Below are 22,505 nucleotides of genomic sequence, written 5' to 3'. Positions count from 1 at the left end.
GTCAGGCGAGGAAATTTCGGCGCTAACTGGCGAGGTATTGAGCAAACGCACCGCTAAGCGCTTATTCTGCGGGTAAAAAAAGGTATAATGCCCCGGCAGCTTCGGTTGCCAGCCCGCAGCGTCCCCGTAGTTAAACGGATATAACAAGCCCCTCCTAAGGGCTAGTTACTGGTTCGATTCCAGTCGGGGACGCCATTATTTATTATCAAGCCATTCCCCATCATCGGCACCCGCAATCCTCCTTCTCCACGCCTCAGACCCGATTTCCCCCGCGCGTTATGATGGGCGTTAATTGAAAAACTTAATATCCGTCGGTGTTGAGATCGTCGCCGCCTCGCCTCTGGCCTTCAACTCACCCGTCTCATCATCGAAATCGAACAGCGTAACGGTATTGGTGAACACATTCGTGACATAAAGATGCTTGCCGGTGGCATCGAAAGCGAGCGCACGCGGTTCAATGCCGCCAGCCTCATAGCGCGTCGTCTCCCCTGGCAGCCCATCCCCACCAATTTTTAATACCAGCAAATGGTTATCGGCACCGCGATTGGTGGCAATAAGATATCTGCCGCTCGGGCTGAGGATAATGGCTCCGCCGCTTTTCGCCTCCGCTGAATCCTGCCCGCCGTTCAGTTTCACTTTCCCTTGTTGCGTCAATCGATGGTCGCTGACGGTAAACACCTCGATTTCACCCGCCATTTCGGTGATGACATAGGCATACTCGCCTTTCGGCGAGAACACCATGTGCCTTGGGCCGGCGCCTGGCGCAAAGCTGACATCGCGCGATGCGTCCGCCTGCAGCGGCTGTGCGCTATCCGGGCGATAGCGATAGGCGTGCAGCTTGTCCCCGCCGAGGTCCGCCGCATACAGATATTTACCATCGCGGCTGAAGGTGGTTGAGTGCGCATGGCCCCCTTCCTGACGCCCCTGCACGGCGCCAGAACCTGATATAAACGGATAATGCTGCACCTGTTCACCCAGTTTGCCGTCACTGCCAATTGGCAATACCGTCATCCCCGCGCCGCCTTTGGCGACGGAGTAGTTGGCGACAAACAGAAACTTGCCATCCGGACTGAGGGTGGCATGCGTCGGCTGCTGGCCCGCACTGCTCACCGTATTCAGCACCCGCACGCTGCCGGCTTCGTCTATTGCCAAGGCGGCCACCGTTCCCGCGTTCTCCTCATTGGTAGCATAGGCGAAACGGCCATCGCGAGATTTTACGATCCACGATGGGCTGTTCATTTTAACCACGTCGAGCAGCGTTAACGTGCCGTCGCCATTAACCGCCAGGCGATAGAGCCCTTCACTGGGTCTTGCCGGTTTCTGCACCGCAGGCGCATTCGGAATATGGGTCCAGGTACCGACTAACGCTATTTGCTGATGTTCCCGATTATTGGCCATCGTATTTCCTGAAAACATGAGAAAAATTAACACCGCAGTTAATTGAATGGCTTGCCGGCCTGAGCCGGCAACGATTGTTGGACCAAGTTCAGACAATATAGAAGGTAGCATAAAGCGAGCTGGATGGCGTTTATTAATCGAGTCGAGAGGTTTTTCTCTATTCATGATGTCTTCTTGCCTCATCACTATGTCACAGGAATAAGTATATCGACATTGACAACCTTGCCATTTAGATCCTCTTGCCTATATAACTCTATAAAAAAGCTCTCCCGCATTTTGACATTGATAGCAGGCAGATAAGCGTCATACATTACATCGAAAAAGTCAATATATTCTGAAAACTCCCCCATAAAGGGAATGACAATATATTTACCCATAGGGATATAGAAGTTAAAGATGGAATGAAAAACCTCTTGCCCCTTGCTGTTGGAATGCCATTTATTACTCCTGTTCTTTTCCACATTACATGCCCCCCGCTGCTTGCTTAACCATTTATCATTGGTCTGTGCAATGTCGCCGGCATCTCTGAATTTTCTTATAGAATGAAAAATCAGTGATTTGTAATGCTTTAACATCTCAATGTCATCCGGCATGACCGTGTGGTAGAAGTAGGGTTTCTTATCGTTGCCATACGGCGGGATCTGCGTGGAAAAATCCCATCCCCGGCTGTTTCTAAAGCTGTTGGGCGTTTCGCCAAAGAAACGTTTGAATGCCCGCGTGTAACATTGCTGAGAGGCAAACCCGGATGCCAGGGCGACATCCAATATGTTCCCTTGGTGCTGTTTGAGCAGAATAGCAGAGCGACTCAGTTTTCTATTCCTTATATAAGTCCCTAGCGTTATGCCAAAATAATGCTTAAACAGCCGTTGCAAATGCCATTTAGAGTAACCTGAGATAATGGAAACCTTTTCAACTGTCAGCCCCTCGACAATATTCTTTTCCATATACTCCAACACCTGTAAAAGAATATCTTTTCTGTAATCCATATGTGCTCCTTGCTTTTATAAGATTCGCGTCCTTTTTATTAAAATCGTTAACCAATCAAACCAAGTCATTAAGATTAATCCTAAAAAAAACCAGCCTGTCAATTCATTTTTTTCGGCATAGGAAAAACTATCGCATAAATAACTGAAAATGATCATGTTATATAAATCTCTCCGCAAGAAACCCATAAAACAAAATCAACTCGCGTAAAGTGCACTCATCAAAGATGCACTTGCCACACCAGGCAGAATCACACTTTTTGCTAATTGTTTTACCTTAAAGTGTTTTTTACAGCCAGATTGCATGGCCGAATAGGAATTTCATCATCACAAATGAAAACGCATTTTATATGCCTGGGCCGCCAATAAAACGTACTGCAAAAGAGATATAAAGTATGACCGGCAGTAAAAGAAGACGGGAGTGATAAGCTCAAGGCTGAACATCGGTCTCAATAATCTCGCGTCGCAATAGCGCGTTTCTTTTTTATCGTTCCTGCGCAGAGAAAACGGATATTTTAACAAACCTTGCTCGATGCCCTGTTTTACAAACCGCGCCCATTGGGAACCCTGCCTACTCCCATGAATCGCCCATCTCTCCCCCGGTAAAATGCCGAGCCGACTCGCCCGCGCCTTATTGTCAGAACGGCCTGCGGCCGCAAACAAAAAGCCCAGCACGCGAGGCTGGGCTTTTCATTAACGGCCTGATTAATCAGCCAGGTTGTCGATCTCTGCGGACCTGTGCTTGCGCAACAGGTACAGCAGCAAAGATACCCGCCGCTCGGTGCGTTCCGGGGTATCCGGCGGCAGGTTGTAGCGCAGGGTATAACGCTCGTTGTTCTCGTTGCAGAAATCGATGACGAGCACGGGAGCAGAGGCCCCCGCTACTTTTCGATAATTCAGCGAGATGCACGACAGGTTTTTTTTCATCTCAACTTACCGCGACAGTGCGGCGGGTTGATTCGGCAATCCGCCCCACGCCGGCGCTCAACGCAGCGCCCAACAGCAGCACCAACAGCGAACCCCACGCGGCGCGAGACAGCTGTTTGGCCGCTTCATCGGCCGCTTCACGCGCTTTCTGCTCGGCCTCGGCCTTGATTTTTTCCACCTTCTGCACCGCCTGCTGGTAAGCCTGGGCGTAGTTGTCGACGATTTGGCTCGCTTCATCGCGGCTCTTGCCGGTGCGTGCCGCAACGATATTCACCAGCGCGTCCTTATCGGCGGCGCTCAACGCCGGCTCACCGGACTGCTTGACGCGCTCGAACCACTGCTTAAGCTCGGTGGCGGCCTGCGCCGGATCGGCTGCGGCATCCACGGCCGACTGTTTGCCGTCGGCGGCCGCCCGATTGGCTTTCTGCTCCAACCGAGCAGGATCCAGCTCCGGCTTGCCGCTCTGCTTAAGCATGGCGTTCAACTGATTTTCCAGGCTTCCCCAGTCAAGGCTGATGCCCTTTTTATCCAGCTGTTGCTTGAGGCCTTCGCCTACGTTTGGCGCTGCCGCCGCCAGGCCGCTGCCTGCCAGCGAAAGCCCTTTACCCACCGCGCTTCCCGCCAGCCCCACTACGCCGCTCGCCAATGAAACCATCAGCCAGGTGGTCAACAAGGTGGTGATCGCCCAGCTCAGCAAGCCATGCAAGCCGCCGCGATTCGGTGCGGAGCGGCCGGCGACGAACGCGCCTGCGGCCAGCGATGCCAACGTTGAAACCAGCAGCCAGATCCCGGTGCCGGTGCCAAAGCCGCTCAGCGGGTTGCCCTTTTGCATCATATCCACGGCCTGGGCACCAATAGCCGTGCCCAGCACGCTGAAGGTCAGATAAGTCACCAGCGCCACGGCACTCCCGGCCAATATCGAGCCCCATGACACCTGAAACGCTAAGCGATTTGATTCATAGACAGTGGTCATCGTTGTTCCTTATATTTTCTGGACAAGTGATTGCACGCACGGCGGGTAACCGCGCAGACAAATTCAGTCTGCCGCGCGGCATCGTCGGCCGTCCCGGTTCATTTGCATCAGAATGCCTGGTGCATTTACACCCTGCGAATACGCACGTTATGCACTAAGCTGCTCAGCGAGTAGCGTAACCCGCGGCCCCTTAAGAGGCCGCCCCCCTTCTGTCTAGCGGAGAACACATGAGCCAATCCGTTTTGGCCAGCGAAACCCACCGCGGCCACCTGCAGCAAATCATCTCCGGCTTGTCCGACGGCGTGATCCTGACGGATACCGATCAAACCTTGCTATGGGCCAACGAGGCCGCGTTGACCATGCATGGCGTGAGTCATCAGAAAGCTCTGGGGGCCAATGCCGGCGAGTACGCGGCGCGTTTTGCCCTGCGCTATCGCAACAATCATCCGCTGGTTTTGGAACAGTACCCGCTGAACCGGGTTGCGGAAGGCGAAACCTTCACCGATGTGGTGGTGGAGGTTCGACAGGTCGACGATCCGGACAGCTTCTGGGTGCACCGCCTGCGGAGCCTGATTATCACCGATGCGCAGGGGCAACCGGAGCTGCTGGCGCTGATCCTGAGCGACGCGACGGAGTGGGCCAGCGCCGAACAGCGCTTTGAAAAAACCTTCAACGCCAATCCGGCACCGGCAGTCATTTGTCGGCTAAGCGACCTGCGTTACGTCAAGGTCAACCAGGGGTTCCTTGATATGACCGGTTACCAACGTGAACAGGTCATGGGGCGTTCGGTTTATGAACTCGACGTTTTGGAACAGGCGGAGCACAAAGAACTGGCCGTTCAGCGCCTGGGGGAAGGCGCTACCATTCCGCAGATGGAGGCCGAGCTGAAGCTGCCCGGCGGCGAAAGCAAGCTGGTGGTGGTTGCCGGCCAACCCTTGGATATCAATGAAGACGACTGCATGCTGTTCACGTTTACCGATCTCGAACCCCGGCGCCAGGCGGAATCGGCGCTGCGAGAAAGTGAAGAACGGTTCGCCAAGGCATTTCGCCTGAGCCCGGTGCCGACGTTGTTATGTACCGCGCACGAGCGGCGCGTGCTGGATGTCAACGAAGCCTTCACCCGCGCCACCGAGTACGACGCCGAAGACTTGATCGGCAAGACGGTCGGAGAGATCCCGTTTATTGACGATCCGGAGGCGAACCGGCGTTTGTTTGCCGCCCTGGAAAAAAGCGGCAACGTCGAAGGGCTGGACATCCGGGTGCGCAAGAAAGGGAGCGAGTCGATTGACTGTGTGGCCTCGGCGGATGCCGTCAGCATCCACAATGCGCCCTGTTATCTGCTGGTGCTCATGGACATTACCGAACGCAAACGCTCGGAGCTGGAGCTGGTAAGCGCCATCGAAGAAGTGATGCAGGACGCCTCCTGGTTCAGCCAAACCCTGATCGAAAAACTGGCCAACGTGAAAAGCATCAATCGGCCCGACCAGGCTGGATTTACCGCCAGCGATCTCACGCCGCGCGAGCGCGATGTGCTGGAATTGATTTGCGAGGGGCTGCCGGACAAGAAAATCGCGGCGCGTCTCAATCTGGCGCTCAACACCATCCGCAACCATGTCGCGACGGTCTATTCCAAACTCGGCGTGCATAGCCGCAGCGAAGCCATCGTCTGGGCCAGAGAACGCGGGCTGTTTACCGGTGGGCTGGCCTTCAGGAATGGCAAGTAGCCTGCAAATGCACTACCCAAACCGATGCAAACGCCCCTTATAGGCCAAAAGTGAAGTGCATAACATGGCGGTGCAAATGCAGGCTTCCGTCCTGTGCGGAAGCCAAACGGATCGAACCTTAGGAGCGCATCACAATGAACAGCGAAAAAGCCAATGGCATGATGGAAAAAGTGGCGGGCAAGGCGCAGGAAATCGCGGGCGACGTCACCGGCAACGAACGTTTGCAGGCCGAAGGCGCCGCGCGCCAGGCAGCGGGCGTGCTGCAAGAAAAATACGGCGATGCCCTGAGCTGCGCCGGCAACATGATGAAGAAAAACCCCCTCGCCGCATTGGCCCTCATTGCCAGCGCAGGCCTGTTGACCGGCCTGCTGCTGCGTCGCCGTTGATGCGCGCCGGCGAACAAACCGCTTTTCCCTGAATGCCGCGCCCGGTGGGTAGCCACCGGGCGCGGTTCTATCGGCCTAAGGGGGGCGCAGTATTATCGATTGATGCCTCCGCTCGTTTGCCGCTGGGATTAACGCGTATTCTGTGTCGCCATGCGACGAATTATTGCGGTGAAACCGCTATATCCCGCAGGGAACATGAGCCTTTATCGTTCAGGCTGCCGCACACCGTCTTTACTCGCTGCTTATACGGCACGTCTTTTTATTATATTCGTCCTATTGCAGATTATCATCACCCTCTCACTCAACGCGTCCACCACCTGTTATTTCCGGTTGTTATGCAAGCCAGTTAATTCCCCTGCAACATAACGATATTTCTCAGCGTAAAAACTGAATATATCAATCAGCCTGGGTTTATCCTCCGCGCCATTAAATGTTAATATTGCCGGATTATGCGCACGGAGAAATAGCATGTTCCCCAGTAAAAAACATTCGCAGCGGGCGACCCCGCTGACCAGCTATCAATTTTCCCGGCTGCATACTTTCGAATGCGTCGCCCGTCATTTATCTTTTGCGCTGGCGGCGCAAGAATTGTCGATCACCCCCAGCGCCGTGAGCCACCGTATTAATTTGCTCGAAAAGGAATTGGGTTTTCTGCTATTCCAACGCTTTCATCGCCGGATTACGCTGACGCCGGAGGGCGAGCGCATGCAATGGGCGCTGGACAGTTCCTTCAACACCTTGAATCAAGAAATTCTGGACATCAAAAATCGCGAGTTGACGGGGACCTTGACCCTCTACTCGCACCCATCCCTGGTGCAATGTCTGCTGCTGCCGCGCATCGGCGACTTTATCGCCCAGCACCCCACCATTCACCTCAATATTCTGACCGGGCAGGAAATCATCAACCTGGCCAACCGCGGCGTGGATCTGGCGATGTACTTCGGCAAACTGCCCTCGGGGCGGCATCTGGACGAAGCCTTTATGCAGGAATCAATGGTGCCGATCTGCACGCCGCAGTACGCCGCCACGCATAACCTGTACGATGCGCCGGAAAACCTGGCCCACTGCACGCTGCTGCACGATCGCTACAACTCCGGCGAAGATGAGTGGCAAACCTGGTCGCAACACTTTGCGCTGGGGCTGGATACCGACAGTAAAAGCATGGAGTTCGACCGTTCCGATCTTGCAGTGCTGGCCGCGACGCGACACCTTGGCGTCGCCATGGGGCGGCTCAATCTGGTGCAGGACTGGATCAAAAGCGGCGAACTGATCATTCCGTTCACCGACATGACCGTGCCCTGCGAGCACTGCTATTTTACCTCGACCATCTCCGAGCGGCAGTGGCCGAAGATCCTCGCGTTTAAGCAGTGGATCATGAAAATCTCCCCTCTGGTCTGATGGCCAGAGGATTATCGCCATACTTTGGGGGAATAAGAAAAATACAGCGCGCAGGCGTAGAGCCGGCCGGCCTTTGAATAAGAGATATTTTTGCGGTTTTTATCCCAGGTCAGCAGGGAATTATTGGCAAAATAATAAACCTCCAATTGCATCCCATTAGCCAACCTCGACCAACCTCGGCTTCTTATCACGGTAAAATCACCGTTATCGCTGAGCGTAATCAGCGGCACGCCCCAGGCATAGCGGGATATTTGCAGCTGAATAATGAATTGGCTTTCGCAGCTTATTTGGTAGTTCTGTACATCAACATCCATAATTTATATTTTTGGTGCCACCCTTCGGTCAACATAAATAAGATATGAACAACTCACTACGACTAACCCCAGTACGATCAACACAGCACCCAATACAAATTCAATTTGCAACGGTTCGCCGAGAATGACGGCCCCCGCCAGGATGCCGAATACCGGCGTCATAAAGGTGAGAATGCCCAGCGAGGAAGCCTGATAACGGCGCAACAATGAAAACCAGATCAGGTAGCTGAAAAACGACACGATCACCGTTTGGAACAACAGGCTGCTCCACGCCACGGGGCTCAGGACAACGTGCAAATTGTCCGTAGCCAGCGCCAGCAGCGACAGCAGCACACAGGCGCCCGTCAACTGGAACAGCAGCGTCTGTTTGGCCGGGCACTCCGCCAGGCGCGTGGTACGGATCACCAGGGTAGAACCGCCCCAGGCGATCCCCGCCAGCAGGCCATAGAAATCGCCTTTCAGCCGCTCGGCCCCGCCGCTGCCCTCGGCCATGCCCGATATGGCCAGCACCACACCGCCAAAGGCGATGAGCATGCCCAGCCACTGCACCGGCGACAGACGCTCCTGACGATTCAGGAAATGCAGGCCAAGGGCAGAAAACAGCGGCGCGGTGTACAAAAACACCGCCATATGCGAGGCGCTGGTATAGCGCAGCCCTTCGGAGACAAAAAAGAACTCCAGCGCGAACAATGCCCCTACGCTCAGACCGGCGCTCAGCGTGGCGCGATCCCAGGTGAAACACTCGCCGCGGCAACGCGCCAACAGGTATACCCCCAGCGCGGCGAGACCCGAACGAATGGCAATTTGCAGCACCGCCGACACATCCGCCTCGGCAGCCTTGATCGCCACCTGCTGCATTCCCCAGATGGCGCAAAGCATCACCATGGCGGCGGCAGCTCTGCCGTCAATACCGATTCTTGCATTCATAATAGGGTTCTCGTCGCCGTTGAAATAATAACAGGCTGCCGTCGCGTTATTCTTTATACACCACGATTTCCTGATAAAGTTTAATAACCTCGCCGTCGCTGTCGACAGAGTCGGTATATTCAGTTTGCTGCGCCAAATGAATCACTTTCCATCCTTTGCGCGCCAGTTCCGGGATCGTCAGGCGCCCCACGCCGCGGCAGGAAAACAGGGTATCGTCAGACAATCTGAGTTTACTAACCTCTGCATAATCATAAGCTTGAGAATGACAAACGTGCGATTCCGCCGCCATCGCCGGTAATGAAAACAGCCCCACCAACAACATTAACAGATTCCTCATGGCGACCTCCCAATCGCTTATTCCTGCCGACCGATTACGCAGAAAGCGGCTAACGTTAATACGGCGGTGACAGGCTTTAATTAATTATCTCTTGCACGGATAAAATTACAGGCTGACGCCGATGACTGACAAATGAAAAATATAAACCTTGGCGTTAGATGAATTCATCCGAATCGAAAGGCATGAAAAGCGGCCCTTTTCACCGCACGAAATGGTCAAAAACCGGCCAGTAATTAGCAAGAAAAGTAATTATTTATTTTATCGTTTATGTTACAAATGCCGCCCGCCGCTAAAACACCAAAAAAACCGTCAAAATGCGTGAAAACGCAGCGTTCTGCGCAAAACATCAGCATGGCGGCGCTGATGGGGGCGGTCATACATAAAACAGGGATAACACATGGCAATGAAATTGCGCGTATTGACTCAAGCGGTGGCGCTGGGTCTGGCGATCGGCAGCGCGTCGTTCGCCGCTCAGGCGGAAATCACCCTGCTGAAGCAGGATCCGCAGGCTGGCGATCCGCTCAGCCGCCTGAACTTCACCGTTGGCGGCAGTATCCGTCCGCAGTTCAACAACATGACGGGCGACGGTGACAAGGGCTCCTACAAGCGTAACGGCTTCGACGGCGGCACCCGCTTCCGTTTCGCGGCGGACTACTACCTGTTCGACGATATCAGCTGGATCAGCTACTACGAGCTGGGCGTGAACATTCCGGCGCTGTTCGACTGGGATCACCACTATGCCGACGGCGCGAGAAACACCAGCCGCCGCATGCTGTACACCGGCCTGAAAAGCAACACCTGGGGCCAGATGACCTTCGGTCAACAGAACAGCGTTTATTATGACGTGGTGGGTGCCAAAACCGATATCTGGGACTACGACATGCTGGCCCAGGCACCGGGCAACGGCATCAACGGTGACTACGACGGCTCTTACCGCTCACGCAAAATGCTGAAGTACAAGAACCGCTTCGGCGATGCGGACGTTTACGCTTCGTACCTGTTCAGCGACAGCGACTATCTGCCGGGCAACGGCCTGCGCTACAAGCGCAAAGGCGGCGGCTCACTGGGCGTGGATTACCACATTACGCAGGACCTGACCTGGGGCACCGCCTGGAACTACACCCGCGCCGAAATGCGCAATCCGTCCACCAGCGGCAGCAAGAGCTATGACCAGAACATTTTCGGTACCGCCATCAGCTGGAAACCGGACAACTGGACCCTCACCTTCGGCGGCGGTTACTACAACGACTTCCTGACCACCAAGAAAGCCGACATCAATAATTACTTCGCCGGCGACGCATGGGGTATCGAATACCTGGCCGGTTATACCGTGCCGGTTGGCCAGTACGCGGTGAAATCGGTGATGCCGTACTTCATGGGCGACCGCCTGGAATACATCACCGGCCGCAACTACCAGCGCATCGACAACGGCCTCGGGGTTACCGTGCAGTTTGACTACGGTTTCCGCGTTGACGTGGAGCACGTGCTGACATCGAGCACCGACAACCTCGGCGATATGACCGTGGTGCGCCTGCGCTACGATTTCTGATTGCTCAGAACGCAAAAAAGGCCGCGCAAGCGGCCTTTTTCGTTTATTGACGCAGCGTCAGAAGCCGCCGCGCGCCGAGCGCCCGACCGCCTCGCCCAACTGCCATACCGCCATGGCGTAATGGGTGCTGTGGTTATAGCGGGTGATGACGTAGAAGTTCGGCAGGCCATACCAATACTGGTAGCCGGTGCCGATGTCCAGCCGCAGCAGGCTGGCTTCCTGATTATCGCCGAGCGAGCCCTGCGGGCTTAGGCCGGCTTCCGCCAGCGCGGCAACCGAGTAGCGCGTCTTGAAGCCGTTTTCCAGCCCCGGCGCCTGGCCGTTGGCCTGAATGGCGACCGGTTCGCCTTTGGACCAGCCGTGCGCCTTGAAGTAATTGGCCACGCTGCCGATGGCATCGACCGGATCCCACAGGTTGATATGCCCATCGCCGTTGAAGTCGACCGCATAGCTTTTGAAGGAAGAAGGCATGAACTGCCCATAACCCATCGCGCCGGCAAAGGAGCCGCGCAGTTCGAGCGGATCGTCGCCTTCGGTGCGCGACATCAGCAGGAAGGTTTCCAGCTCACCGGCGAAGTAATCGGCGCGGCGCGGGTAGTTGAAGGCCAGCGTCGCCAGCGCGTCGATAATGCGGGTTTTACCCATTACGCGGCCCCAGCGGGTCTCCACGCCGATAATCCCCACGATGATCTCCGGCGGCACGCCGTACACCTGCCAGGCGCGCTGCAGCGCATCCTGATATTGATTCCAGAACACCACGCCGTTTTGCACGTTATCCGGGGTGATGAACTTGTTGCGGTAGCGCAGCCAGGAACCGTTCGGCCCGGTTGGGCCCTGGGTAGACGGCGTCGGCGCCTGCCTGTCCATCAGCCGCAGCACCGAATCCAAACGCCGTGCCTGCGCCAGCACGTCGTGCAGCTGCTGCCGATCAAAGCCGTGTTCCTGCACCATCTTATCGATAAAGCGCGCGGTATTCGGGTTATTGGCGAAATCCCCCCCCAACGGCGCGCCGCTGTGTGCCGGGCTCAGCAAAAAGCCGCCCTTTACCGGGGTGCTCTGCGGCGTAGCGGTGGTACTGGGTTTCGGCGTGCTGCTACAGGCAGCAAGCAAGGTAATCAGCGGTAAAAGCGCAACCAGGTGACGCATCGGATATCCATATAGCCATGCAAGAGATAAGTGGGAGTTATGTTAATGCATTGTTCAACGCGAACAAACAGGATTATGCCGCCAATTACCGCGTCAGGTAGCCAAACGTGCCAAATTGTGACGTTTTGCACGGTGAAGGGACGCCCGATGCGGCCGCGTGGAATCTCAACCGCAACTAAATGAGAAAAATTATCACCTTGACGCCCGCATTTACCCCGATAAAATGCCGGGCTGCTTGCCATCCGGCCACCGCCGGGCGGTCAATGATTACGACAACGGATTGTGATGGACTCTCTCGGACAACTCGCCAAAGACCTTTATCGTGGGCGCATCTCGCGCAAACCCTTTGTTTTTTCGCTGGCGATCTTCGCCGTTGGCATCGTGCTACTGTCGTTTCTGTCGACCTATCTGGATAAAAACCATTTTCGCGCCCATGCGCACGGCGATACCGAGGAATTCGTCTCGGTGCTGCTGTATCTGCTGTGCATCATGGTGTGGGCGCTGTTCTGTTTTGGCCTGGTGGCGTGGTTTATGGCCAAAACCGCGTTTCGGCTCAACGATATCGGCCTGCCCGGTTGGGCGCTGGCCGTGGCGTGCTATGTGTGTTCGGTGCTGAACAATTACTCTCCCGGCCCGGTGGCGCGCTGGCTGCCGCTGTTCAGTCTGGCCGTCATGATCTGCGCCCTGCTGTTGCCGCCCGATGTGCGGCGTCGCAAGCCGCGTGAACATGCCGATTGAGCGCCATTCTGCTCAAGGCTATGGCTATCCGCCGGCCGCGCCGTCACAATAGCGCCTCATTCTGGTTTCAATCAGGGATTGCCATGTACAGCCACTACCCCGCCCATTACACCTTCGATAGCGACAGCGACGCCTGGCAGATCGGTTTCCACGACTTCCCCGAGTGGCAATCTGCCTGCTATAAACGCGAAGACATCGAGCTGGAAGCGCAGGAAAGCCTGCTGGCCGCCATCGCCGCCGCGATGGATGAAGGGCTGCCCCTGCCCGCCCCTTCTCCTTCGCAAACCGATGACTTGAGGGTACACCTGCCGGCGCTGGTGGCGCTGAAGATCGAACTGCACAACGCCATGCTGCGCAAAAACACCGGCAAAGCGGCGCTGGCGCGCAAGCTGGGTTTCAACGGCGGGCAAATGGAGCGGTTGCTGGATATCGGCTACGCCTCGAAGGTGGAAGCGCTGGAGCAGGCGTTGTATCTGCTGGGCTACGAAGTGCGCGTGACGATAAGTGAAGTTTGCCAATAAGTTAGCGGCAGGTAAGCGAAATATTATCCAAGGGGGCTAAATTTCCCCCGTTTTGCGCCGATATGATGGCTACCTAATCACTTGTCGCAACAACGAAGGCTAAAAATGGAGTGGAGTCGCCGTCATATTTGGGCCGTTATTCTGCTGTCTTGTCTCGTTTTTTGGGTCATTTTGGCGACCGGCATCAACGCCGTCGCCTGAGCGCCTGCCACCGTATTGCAATACCCGATTTTAAAGCCCGCCACACCGCGGGCTACTTCCTGTCGCTTGCTTATAAAAAGCGTTATAAAACAGCGCGCCCTGTTCAAAAAACAGCCTAAAATTGTGATCAAAAACACAGTATTGAAATCAGACCAGTATTGAGAGTACATTAGCGCCGATCCTGTCGCGGTTCGGATTTTACCTCACGGAGCATGAGGCGCGACAACCGGACAACCCGCGCTCGAGGACGTTGTTCTTTCGCTTGGAAGAATCCGCCCGACAAGCAGGTTGCCCATAAAATACTCAGCACAACAATCGGGATCATTGCTGGCGAGGACTCCAGACAGGAGTTGTTCAGTGAAATATTTTTTGATGGGCGTGTCATTCATGCTGGTTGCCTGGGTTGGCACCTTCATGTTGATGGTTGCCTGACAGCAGCCACACCAGGAACACAGACAAAGGGACGCGCAAGCGTCCCTTTGTCGTTTCGGCTAGCGCTCATTTGCCCGGCATCATGCGGCGCAGGGTGTCGTCCTTGCGCAGGTAGTGGTGATACAGCGCCGCCAGCGCATGCGCGCCAATGATAAAGTAGCCAACGTTTGCCAGCGTCTCATGCACCGTTTTGACCAGCTTGCGCATCACCGGATCCGGCGTCACCCACTGCGGCATCGGCCAGCCCAGCAAAGACCACGATTTCCCGCCGTAGGCCAGGGTTAACATGCCCAGCAGCGGCAACATCAGGAAGACCACGTACAGCAGCCAATGGAAAATCTTCGCGCCAACCTCCTGCCACTCCTCCAGCGGAGGCGTGGTTGGCGGCGCAGCATGGAAAGAGCGCACCGCCAACCGAATCAGCATCAGGGCAAAGACCGATACCCCAAAGTTGAAATGCAGATTTTTGACCATCGGCGCCCACGCCTCCGGCACCGAATCTTTCAGCAACATCGCCGCATAGGTGAGGATCACCATCAGCAACGTCAGCCAATGTAAAACGATTTGCGATCGCGCGTAGCGGTTGCTCATACACTCTGTCCAAAAAATAAAATTCAGCGTAGTTGAGCATAATGGGGAAATAATGAAGAAAACCTTGGGACGGAAAAAATAAGGCCGGGCGAACGCCCGGCCTGACAGGGTTATTTGGCGCTGCCGGCTTTACTCGGCTTCAGCAGCCCGTCCGCGCGGAACATCGCCTTGATGCCGCGCACCGCCTGGCGGATACGATCCTGATTCTCGATCAGCGCGAAACGCACGTGGGTATCGCCGTAGTCGCCGAAGCCGATGCCCGGCGAGACGCAGACCTTGGCTTCCGCCAGCAGGCGCTTGGCGAACTCCAGCGAACCGAGGTGGGCATAAGGCTCGGGAATTTTCGCCCACACGTACATCGACGCCTTCGGGTTTTCCACCATCCAACCGGCCTCGTGCAACCCCTTCACCAGCACGTTGCGGCGCTGCCGATACTGCTCGGCGATATCGCGCACGCACTGCTGATCGCCTTCCAGCGCGGCGATGGCCGCCACCTGCAACGGCGTGAAGGTGCCGTAGTCGTGATAACTTTTGATGCGCGCCAGCGCGCTGACCAGCTCAGGGTTGCCGACCATGAAACCGATGCGCCAGCCGGCCATGTTGTAGCTTTTCGACAAGGTGAAGAACTCCACCGCAATGTCTTTCGCCCCCGGCACCTGCATGATCGACGGCGCTTTCCAGCCGTCATAAACGATATCGGCATAGGCCAGATCGTGGATCACCAGCACGTTGTACTGTTTGGCCAGCGCCACCACCCGCTCGAAGAAATCCAGCTCCACGCACTGCGCGGTCGGGTTGGACGGGAAGCCGAGGATCATCATTTTCGGGCGCGGAATGGTTTCCCGAATGGCGCGCTCCAGTTCACTGAAGAAATCCACGCCGTCCACCAGCGGCACCGAACGCACCTGGGCGCCGGCGATCACCGCGCCGTAAATGTGGATCGGGTAACTGGGGTTCGGCACCAGCACGGTATCGCCGTGATCGAGGGTCGCCAGCATCAGATGCGCCAGCCCCTCTTTCGAACCGATGGTGACGATGGCTTCGCTTTCCGGATCGATATCCACCTGATAACGATCGGCATACCAGCGCGAAATGGCGCGGCGCAGGCGCGGAATGCCGCGCGAGGTGGAGTAACCGTGGGTGTCGTCGCGCTGGGCGACGGCGCACAGTTTTTCCACGATGTGCGGCGGCGTCGGGCCGTCGGGGTTCCCCATGCTGAAATCGATAATATCCTCACCGCGACGGCGTGCGGCCATTTTCAGTTCGGCGGTGATGTTGAATACGTAAGGGGGAAGACGTTCAATGCGCGTAAAACGGCGCTGTGGACTGTTATCAGCCATAGGGGATTCCTCGATAAACGTTAGCGCCCGGACCGTCCGAGCGACGCTGGCCAGCGAACTGACCGAATATCGAACATAGCGCAGCGCCGGCGAGCTTGTCGATACCCGGCGCGATATTTTTATTTGCCGCCCTGAAACTCCGCCGCCAACAGCCCGAACAGCCAGTCGTCGCGCCACTCTCCCGCCAGGCGGAAATTATCGCGCAGCGTGCCTTCCAGCCGAAAACCGCACGACTCCAGCAGGCCGCGCGAGGCGAGGTTGCCGGAGGTCACGGTAGCGGTCAGCTTGTGAAAACCGCAGGCGTTCACCGCAAAATCCAGCACCGCCCGCAGCGACTCCTTGCCATAGCCCTTGCCCTGGCCGGAGGGCAAACTGCCATATCCCACCTCCGCCTGCCGATACGGCAGCCACTGCGGGCGAAAGCCGGTAATGCCCACCGCCTCCCCGCTGTGCTTCTCACGCATCACCAGGCACAGCCACTGATCGCCGTGTTTGTCCCAGGCCGGCAGCCGCGCGTCGAAACGCTCGCGGATCGCCGCTTCGCTGAGCGGATCGGCGATATAGCGGATCACCTCAGGATCCTGGTAAAGGCGCAGAAACAGCGGCCAGTCCTCGGCGGTTATCGACTGTAAGTACAAGCGTTCAGTGACCAGCTTCATAAAATCTCCGAAAAACGAAAAAGAGGAACTTACGAATGAAAGATATCTCTTTATTTTCCCCGATTGGTTGCCGATAATCATTCACGTTAAAACCACAAAACCATAACGTCTTGCCCGATTCCCTACAACCGTCCGCCGCAGTGACTCACGCGGCACCAGGAGAACACCATGGCCTCTTTAGTCATCGATGATATTCCGCAGACGATCGTTAACGTCAAGCGCCAGCTGCGCCAGGCCTTGCCGAACTACCGCGAAGTTTTTCTGGCGCTGGAGGAGAACATCCGCGGCCAGGTCGACCAGATCCGCCGCGAGCTGGCCGCCGGCCATAATCCGGTGCCGCAGATCGACGCGGAAGATATCCTGCAGCAGCGCGTCAGCGATCAACAGATAGCGCTGATCAAACAGCGCGGCGCCTGCGCCATTCGCGGCGTGTTTCCCCGCGCCAAGGCCGAAGGCTGGAACCGGGAAATCGGCGACTATCTCGAGCGCAACAACTTCGTCGAGCGGTTGAAAAACGCTGCCGAAGACAACTATTTCGGCAAGCTGGCCGCCAGCAAACCACAGATTTATGGCATCTATTGGTCAAAGCCGCAGGTCGAAGCGCGGCAGGATGCGCGCATGCATGCGGTGCAGGTGTTCCTCAACAGCCTGTGGGCCACCGAAAGCAACGGCAAGCAGCATTTCGATCCGACCCGCGTCGCCACCTACGCCGATCGCACCCGCCGCCGCCCGCCGAACTCCTCGTCGCTGGGCCTGTCGCCGCACGTCGACAGCGGCACCATCGAGCGCTGGCTGGACGAGAATTTCCGCTATGTGTATCGCCACGTGTTCTCCGGCGACTGGCAGCAGTACGATCCCTTTGCCGCCGACGGCCGCACCGAAGTGCGCGAAATTGCCTCCCCGGCAGTCTGCTCGATGTTCCGCACCTTCCAGGGCTGGACGGCGCTGACACCGCAACGCACTAATGCCGGCACGCTGAACCTGGTGCCGATCGCCAACGCCATGGCCTATGTGTTGCTGCGCGCGCTGCAGGACGACGTCGCCGACGACGATCTGTGCGATGCGGCGCCGGGCCGCGCGCTGTCGATCTCGGAAAAATGGCATCCCCTTTTATTAAGTGGGATTTCCCCTATTCCCGATCTGGAGCCGGGCGACACGGTATTTTGGCATTGCGACGTGATCCACGCGGTGGAGAACGAGCATAACGGCGAGTTCGACAGCAACGTGATGTACATCGCCGCCGCGCCGGGCTGCGCGAAAAACGACGCCTACCTGCAGCGTCAGCTGCCGAGCTTTATCGACGGCAGAACACCGCCGGACTTCGCTCCCGACGACTTCGAAGTGGATTTTGACGGCCGCGCCACCGCCGATCTGCTGACGCCGCTGGGCAAAGCGCAGCTCGGCATGCGCTGACCGCCGGCCTGAGCCACGGGCCTTTCTCGCTGTGGTATACTGCCGCCATCCGTAGGCCGCAGCGAGAACCCGTCGTGCACCCTTTTTTTGAAATGCTGTTGGCGGTGTTTGATCGCGCCGCGCTGATGTTGATCTGTCTGTTTTTTCTGACCCGCACCCGGCTGTTCCGCCAACTGCTGCAAAAAGAAGACCATACGCCGCTCGAGCTCGGCATCGTCACGGCGATCTTCTCGCTGTTCGCGCTGTTCAGCACCTACTCCGGCATCAACGTTGAGGGATCGCTGGTCAACGTGCGCGTCATCGCCATCATGGCCGGCGGCATTCTGTTCGGCCCCTGGGTGGGGATCGTCACCGGCATCATCGCCGGGGTGCACCGCTATCTGATCGACATCGGCGGCATCACCTCGGTGCCCTGCCTCATCACCAGCATCATCGCCGGCATCAGCGCCGGCTACATCAACCTCAAGGTGAGAAAAGAGCAGCGCTGGCGCGCCGGCATCGTCGGCGGCATGCTGTGCGAATCCCTCACCATGCTACTGATCGTGCTGTGGGCCAAGCCGACCGAGCTTGGGCTCGACATCGTGTCGCAGATCGCGCTGCCGATGATCCTCGGCACGGTGTGCATCGGCCTGATCGTGCTGCTGGTGCAGAGCGTCGAAGATGAAAAAGAAGTGATCGCCGCACGCCAGGCCAAGCTGGCGCTGGATATCGCCCACAAGACGCTGCCCTATTTCCGCAACATCAACAGCGAATCGCTGGCCACCATCTGCGATATCATCCGCCAGGACATCCGCGCCGACGCGGTGGCGATCACCGATACCCATCAGGTGCTGGCTTACGTCGGCGTGGGGCGCGAAGCCTACCCGATCGGCCGCGAAGGGCTGAGCCGCGTTACCCGCGAAAGCATTCGCCACGGCAAAATCATCATCAAAAACAACCTGGAAAACCCGGCCGCGCCGCAGATCCATTCGCAGCTGGTGGTGCCGCTGTGGGAAAAGGGCGAAGTGACCGGCGCGCTGAAAATTTACTACTGCCACGCTCACCAGATCACCAACACGCTGAAGGTGATGGCGGTCGGGCTGTCGCAGATTATCTCCACCCAGATGGAGGTTTCGCGCATCGAGCATCTGCGCCAGATGGCGGATAAAGCCGAAATGCGCGCGCTGCAGAGCAAGATTAACCCGCACTTCCTGTTCAACGCGCTGAACGCCATCTCTTCCTCCATCCGCCTGAATCCGGACACCGCGCGCCAGCTGATCATCAACCTGTCGCGCTACCTGCGCTACAACCTGGAGCTGAACGACGAACTGATCGATATCCGTAAGGAACTGCATCAGATTCAGGACTATATCGCCATCGAACAGGCGCGCTTCGGCGCCAAGCTGACGGTGATTTACGACATCGACGACGACGTCTCGGTGCGCATTCCGAGCCTGCTGATCCAGCCGCTGGTGGAGAACGCCATCGTGCACGGCATCCAGCCCTGCAAGGGTAAAGGGGTGGTGGTGATCGCGGTGAAAGATCAGGGCGATCGGGTGAAGATTTCGGTGAAGGATACCGGCCACGGCATCAACCAGGAAACCATCGACCGGGTGGCGCGCAACGAGATGCCGGGCCACAATATCGGCCTGCTCAACGTGCATCACCGCGTGTCGCTGCTGTACGGTGAAGGGTTGCATATCCGCCGCCTGGAGCCGGGCACCGAAATCGCGTTCTATATCAGCAAAAACGGCGGCAAGCTGCATCAGGAACCGAGCGCGCCGCCGGTCGGGGAGGCCTCATGAAAGCTATCATCGTGGAAGACGAATTCCTCGCGCAGGAAGAACTCAGCTACCTGATCAAGAAACACAGCAATATCGATATCGTCGCTACCTTCGAGGACGGCCTCGACGTTCTGAAATACCTGCAAACCCACCAGGTCGACGCCATTTTTCTCGACATCAACATCCCGTCGCTGGACGGCGTGCTGCTGGCGCAAAACATCAGCAAGTTCGCCCATCGGCCGTCTATCGTGTTCATCACCGCCTATAAAGAACACGCGGTGGAAGCCTTCGAGATCGAGGCGTTCGACTATATCCTCAAGCCCTATCACGAAGCGCGCATCGTCACCATGTTGCAAAAACTGGAGGCGCTGCATCATCGCCCCGCCGGCGCGGCGGAACCGACCAGCGCGCCGAGCCGCGGCAGCCACAGCATCAACCTGATCAAAGACGAGCGGATCATCGTTACCGACATCAACGACATCTATTACGCCGCCGCCGATGAAAAGGTGACGCGGGTCTATACTCGCCGGGAAGAATTCGTGATGCCGATGAATCTCACCGAGTTTTACGGCCGGCTGCCGGAAGAGCATTTCTTCCGCTGCCACCGCTCTTACTGCGTTAACCTGGCCAAGATCCGCGAGATCGTGCCCTGGTTCAACAATACCTACATTCTGCGGCTGAGCGATCTTGAGTTTGAAGTGCCGGTCAGCCGCAGCAAGGTGAAAGAATTTCGCAAGCTGATGCGCCTGTAAGCGCTTACCAGCGCGGGCCCGGACGGTAGTAATAGCCGGGCGGCGGCGGTGGCGGCATGCGGTAATGCGGCCGATCTCGCCAGTCGCGCCGCGGCGGCCCGTAGTAAATCACCCGTGGCGGCGGGCCGTAATAGTACCCGCGCGAACGTTCATACCGGTGATGATCGGCCCACCAGCGCGGATCGCGCCAGCGATAGCCGTCCCAGTAGTGGCCGCGATGATCGCGATCGCCGATATGCAACGACAGGCCCGGCACGTTCACGCCGATGGACACGTCGGCCTGGCTCGCCAGCGGCAGCGCCAGCAGCGCAGCCAGTAACAACAGCGTTTTTTTCATTTCATGGACTCCTGCAGAGCGGACCTCGTCCGATCGCAGATAACATAGTCCCGCGCTCGCCGCCGCTCTATAGGCGCAATGCCGATTTACGCCTTGCAGACGCATCCTTCACAATTTCACCACAATCGTTCACCGGCGATTAACAATAAATCGTTGATATCTTTGATGTAGATCACGTGTTACTCCCGGCATTTCACGCGCTTTTAGGCGTAAAAACGGCAACTCACGCCGTATAAAATGCATTTCATTCCTTCTGCCGTGCAATTCATTCCCGATCCGCCGTCCGCCGGGGGGGCCGGCCATATAATAAGCCCAGACCGCGGGAACACAGATTCACCCCGCAAATTTCAGCCAGCGGCTCACGCCCGGCAACGCACACACAGGAAGGAGACCGGCCATGAACACCAAACCGGCAAATCGCAGCTTAATCGTTCTCGGCACCATCATCTGTCAGATGGGTCTGGGCACCATCTACACCTGGAGCCTGTTCAACCAGCCGCTGGTCGACAAGTTCCACTGGGGACTGGCGGACGTCGCCACCACCTTCTCCATCACCAGCTTCTTCCTGGCTTTCGCCACGCTGTTCGCCGGCAAGCTGCAAGAACGCTTCGGCATCCGCAACCTGACGCTGTGTTCCGGCATCCTGGTCGGCCTGGGCCTGATCGCCAGCGCCCATGTCAGCTCGCTCGACATGATCTACCTGCTGGCCGGCGTGGTGGTGGGCTTTGCGGTCGGTATCGCCTACATCTCCACCCTGTCCAACCTGATTAAATGGTTCCCGGCCAACAAAGGCCTGATTTCCGGCATCTCCGTCGGCGCCTTCGGCAGCGGCAGCCTGCTGTTCAAATACGTCAACGCCGCCCTGATCGCCGACGTCGGCGTTTCAGGCGCCTTCTTCTACTGGGGTGCCATCGTGATGGGCCTGATCGTCGTCGGCTCCCTGTTGCTGAAAGAGCCGGTGCTGGCAACCAGCGCCGCACAGCCAGGCGCCAACGGTCTGGGCAACGACTTCAGCGTGCGCCAGATGCTGGCCACCAAAGAAGCTTACCTGCTGTTCACCATCTTCTTCGCCGCCTGCATGAGCGGTCTGTACCTGATTGGCATCGTGAAAGACATGGGCGTTCAGCTGGCCGGGATGGATTTGGCCACCGCCGCCAACACCGTGTCCGCCGTCGCCATCTTCAACACCGCCGGCCGCATCATTCTGGGTACGCTGTCTGATAAAGTAGGCCGTATGCGCGTCATCAGCTTCACCATGCTGGTTACCGTGCTGGCGATTGTCGCGCTGAGTTTCATGACCCTGAACCACACGCTGTTCTTCATCTGCGTTGGCGCGGTGGCCTTCTGCTTCGGCGGCAATATCACCGTGTTCCCGGCGATTGTCGGCGACTTCTTCGGCCTGAAGAACCACAGCAAGAACTACGGCATCATCTATCAGGGCTTCGGCCTGGGCGCGCTGGCCGGTTCGTTCGTCGCCAAATACTTCGGCGGCTTCCACGCCACCTTCATGGTGATTGGCGTCCTGTCTGCCGCTTCTTTGCTGATTACACTGTTCATCAAAGCGCCGAAAGCGGTGGAAATGGAAAGCGAAGAAACCGCACAGGCGGCGGAGCTGGCCAAAGCCTGATCCCCTGCGAAAACGACAAGGGGCGCAACCTGCGGGTTGCGCCCCTTTTTTATTGCCCCGCCGCGCGGC

Annotated in this window: 23 protein-coding genes and 1 tRNA gene; 12 read left to right on the top strand and 12 right to left on the bottom strand. The window is 57.2% G+C overall.

Going from position 1 to position 22,505, the window contains the following annotated elements; translation table 11 throughout:
- Positions 1–120 precede the first annotated feature (120 nt).
- Positions 121–195: transfer RNA gene (locus ACMGF7_RS14715), tRNA-Arg, on the top strand.
- Positions 196–288: 93 nt separating this feature from the next.
- On the opposite strand, the gene ACMGF7_RS14710 is transcribed toward ACMGF7_RS14715, so the two are convergent.
- The 4 genes from ACMGF7_RS14710 to ACMGF7_RS14695 form a co-directional block, all read right to left on the bottom strand.
- Positions 289–1,563, bottom strand: a complete 1,275-nt coding sequence (locus tag ACMGF7_RS14710; protein ID WP_241487036.1) for a lactonase family protein — start codon at positions 1,561–1,563, stop codon at positions 289–291.
- 20 nt (positions 1,564–1,583) lie between these two features.
- Positions 1,584–2,384, bottom strand: a complete 801-nt coding sequence (locus tag ACMGF7_RS14705) for a helix-turn-helix domain-containing protein (RefSeq protein WP_049239820.1) — start codon at positions 2,382–2,384, stop codon at positions 1,584–1,586.
- A 702-nt stretch (positions 2,385–3,086) separates the two neighbouring features.
- A complete protein-coding gene (locus ACMGF7_RS14700) occupies positions 3,087–3,308 on the bottom strand; it encodes a hypothetical protein (RefSeq protein ID WP_004936288.1) in 222 nt (73 codons plus the stop codon).
- A 1-nt stretch (position 3,309) separates the two neighbouring features.
- Entirely contained in the window at positions 3,310–4,281 is a 972-nt protein-coding gene (locus ACMGF7_RS14695) for a hypothetical protein (protein WP_049239822.1), read from the bottom strand.
- 227 nt (positions 4,282–4,508) lie between these two features.
- Between ACMGF7_RS14695 and ACMGF7_RS14690 the strand changes: the two genes are divergently transcribed.
- The 3 genes from ACMGF7_RS14690 to dsdC all read left to right on the top strand — a co-directional run bounded on the left by ACMGF7_RS14690 (position 4,509) and on the right by dsdC (position 7,789).
- Complete coding sequence (locus ACMGF7_RS14690) at positions 4,509–6,005, top strand: helix-turn-helix transcriptional regulator (RefSeq protein ID WP_085337366.1); 1,497 nt, start codon at positions 4,509–4,511, stop codon at positions 6,003–6,005.
- Between the two features lie 134 nt (positions 6,006–6,139).
- Positions 6,140–6,391, top strand: coding sequence for a CsbD family protein (locus ACMGF7_RS14685; RefSeq protein WP_420286493.1), 252 nt, complete (start codon positions 6,140–6,142; stop codon positions 6,389–6,391).
- A 468-nt stretch (positions 6,392–6,859) separates the two neighbouring features.
- Positions 6,860–7,789 (top strand): DNA-binding transcriptional regulator DsdC, encoded by a 930-nt coding sequence (gene dsdC / locus ACMGF7_RS14680; RefSeq protein WP_004936301.1) that lies wholly within the window; start codon positions 6,860–6,862, stop codon positions 7,787–7,789.
- Positions 7,790–7,800: 11 nt separating this feature from the next.
- Here the strand turns inward: dsdC and ACMGF7_RS14675 are convergent, their stop codons facing one another.
- Genes ACMGF7_RS14675 through ACMGF7_RS14665 form a run of 3 tightly spaced genes read right to left on the bottom strand, consistent with a single transcriptional unit; the run spans position 7,801 to position 9,367 of the window.
- Positions 7,801–8,103, bottom strand: coding sequence for a hypothetical protein (locus ACMGF7_RS14675; RefSeq protein WP_049239825.1), 303 nt, complete (start codon positions 8,101–8,103; stop codon positions 7,801–7,803).
- A 3-nt stretch (positions 8,104–8,106) separates the two neighbouring features.
- Entirely contained in the window at positions 8,107–9,030 is a 924-nt protein-coding gene (locus ACMGF7_RS14670; RefSeq protein WP_049239826.1) for a DMT family transporter, read from the bottom strand.
- Positions 9,031–9,076: 46 nt separating this feature from the next.
- Complete coding sequence (locus ACMGF7_RS14665; RefSeq protein ID WP_015378635.1) at positions 9,077–9,367, bottom strand: hypothetical protein; 291 nt, start codon at positions 9,365–9,367, stop codon at positions 9,077–9,079.
- Positions 9,368–9,764: 397 nt separating this feature from the next.
- Here ACMGF7_RS14665 and ACMGF7_RS14660 point away from each other — a divergent pair, with 397 nt between their 5' ends.
- On the top strand, positions 9,765–10,916 hold the full coding sequence (locus ACMGF7_RS14660; protein ID WP_028127761.1) for a porin: 1,152 nt from the start codon (positions 9,765–9,767) through the stop codon (positions 10,914–10,916).
- A 57-nt stretch (positions 10,917–10,973) separates the two neighbouring features.
- On the opposite strand, the gene mltB is transcribed toward ACMGF7_RS14660, so the two are convergent.
- On the bottom strand, positions 10,974–12,062 hold the full coding sequence (mltB, locus tag ACMGF7_RS14655) for a lytic murein transglycosylase B (protein WP_015378637.1): 1,089 nt from the start codon (positions 12,060–12,062) through the stop codon (positions 10,974–10,976).
- A gap of 285 nt (positions 12,063–12,347) precedes the next feature.
- Here mltB and ACMGF7_RS14650 point away from each other — a divergent pair, with 285 nt between their 5' ends.
- From ACMGF7_RS14650 to ypdK, 3 genes are all read left to right on the top strand, one after another.
- Positions 12,348–12,800 (top strand): DUF805 domain-containing protein, encoded by a 453-nt coding sequence (locus ACMGF7_RS14650; RefSeq protein ID WP_049239828.1) that lies wholly within the window; start codon positions 12,348–12,350, stop codon positions 12,798–12,800.
- Between the two features lie 83 nt (positions 12,801–12,883).
- The gene (locus tag ACMGF7_RS14645; RefSeq protein ID WP_004936322.1) at positions 12,884–13,321 is read left to right on the top strand and encodes a hypothetical protein; all 438 of its coding nucleotides are present in this window, start codon (positions 12,884–12,886) and stop codon (positions 13,319–13,321) included.
- A 558-nt stretch (positions 13,322–13,879) separates the two neighbouring features.
- Entirely contained in the window at positions 13,880–13,954 is a 75-nt protein-coding gene (ypdK, locus tag ACMGF7_RS14640) for a membrane protein YpdK (RefSeq protein ID WP_099782600.1), read from the top strand.
- 66 nt (positions 13,955–14,020) lie between these two features.
- Here ypdK and ACMGF7_RS14635 read toward each other — a convergent pair whose 3' ends face one another.
- From ACMGF7_RS14635 to ACMGF7_RS14625, 3 genes are all read right to left on the bottom strand, one after another.
- The gene (locus tag ACMGF7_RS14635) at positions 14,021–14,545 is read right to left on the bottom strand and encodes a cytochrome b (RefSeq protein ID WP_015378645.1); all 525 of its coding nucleotides are present in this window, start codon (positions 14,543–14,545) and stop codon (positions 14,021–14,023) included.
- Between the two features lie 110 nt (positions 14,546–14,655).
- Entirely contained in the window at positions 14,656–15,885 is a 1,230-nt protein-coding gene (gene alaC / locus ACMGF7_RS14630) for an alanine transaminase (RefSeq protein ID WP_049239829.1), read from the bottom strand.
- A 119-nt stretch (positions 15,886–16,004) separates the two neighbouring features.
- Positions 16,005–16,544: a GNAT family N-acetyltransferase gene (locus ACMGF7_RS14625; RefSeq protein WP_164095519.1), complete on the bottom strand. Its 540-nt coding sequence runs from the start codon at positions 16,542–16,544 to the stop codon at positions 16,005–16,007.
- A 168-nt stretch (positions 16,545–16,712) separates the two neighbouring features.
- Here ACMGF7_RS14625 and ACMGF7_RS14620 point away from each other — a divergent pair, with 168 nt between their 5' ends.
- From ACMGF7_RS14620 to ACMGF7_RS14610, 3 genes are all read left to right on the top strand, one after another.
- Positions 16,713–17,957, top strand: coding sequence for a DUF1479 domain-containing protein (locus tag ACMGF7_RS14620; RefSeq protein WP_143778423.1), 1,245 nt, complete (start codon positions 16,713–16,715; stop codon positions 17,955–17,957).
- A gap of 92 nt (positions 17,958–18,049) precedes the next feature.
- Positions 18,050–19,741 (top strand): sensor histidine kinase, encoded by a 1,692-nt coding sequence (locus tag ACMGF7_RS14615; RefSeq protein WP_033632451.1) that lies wholly within the window; start codon positions 18,050–18,052, stop codon positions 19,739–19,741.
- Positions 19,738–20,472, top strand: coding sequence for a LytR/AlgR family response regulator transcription factor (locus tag ACMGF7_RS14610; protein WP_004936341.1), 735 nt, complete (start codon positions 19,738–19,740; stop codon positions 20,470–20,472). The genes ACMGF7_RS14615 and ACMGF7_RS14610 overlap by 4 nt, the downstream gene beginning before the upstream one ends.
- A 4-nt stretch (positions 20,473–20,476) precedes the next feature.
- Here ACMGF7_RS14610 and ACMGF7_RS14605 read toward each other — a convergent pair whose 3' ends face one another.
- Positions 20,477–20,809: a DUF2502 domain-containing protein gene (locus ACMGF7_RS14605; protein WP_033632450.1), complete on the bottom strand. Its 333-nt coding sequence runs from the start codon at positions 20,807–20,809 to the stop codon at positions 20,477–20,479.
- A 397-nt stretch (positions 20,810–21,206) separates the two neighbouring features.
- On the opposite strand from ACMGF7_RS14605, the gene ACMGF7_RS14600 reads away from it, so the two are divergent.
- Entirely contained in the window at positions 21,207–22,436 is a 1,230-nt protein-coding gene (locus ACMGF7_RS14600) for an OFA family MFS transporter (protein ID WP_004936347.1), read from the top strand.
- Positions 22,437–22,505 lie beyond the last annotated feature (69 nt).

The organism is Serratia sp. BNK-17 (assembly GCF_048684935.1).
Lineage (GTDB): Bacteria > Pseudomonadota > Gammaproteobacteria > Enterobacterales > Enterobacteriaceae > Serratia > Serratia nematodiphila.
Note: the sequence above shows the minus strand (reverse complement) of the source record. Positions and strands in the feature narration are given on the sequence as shown.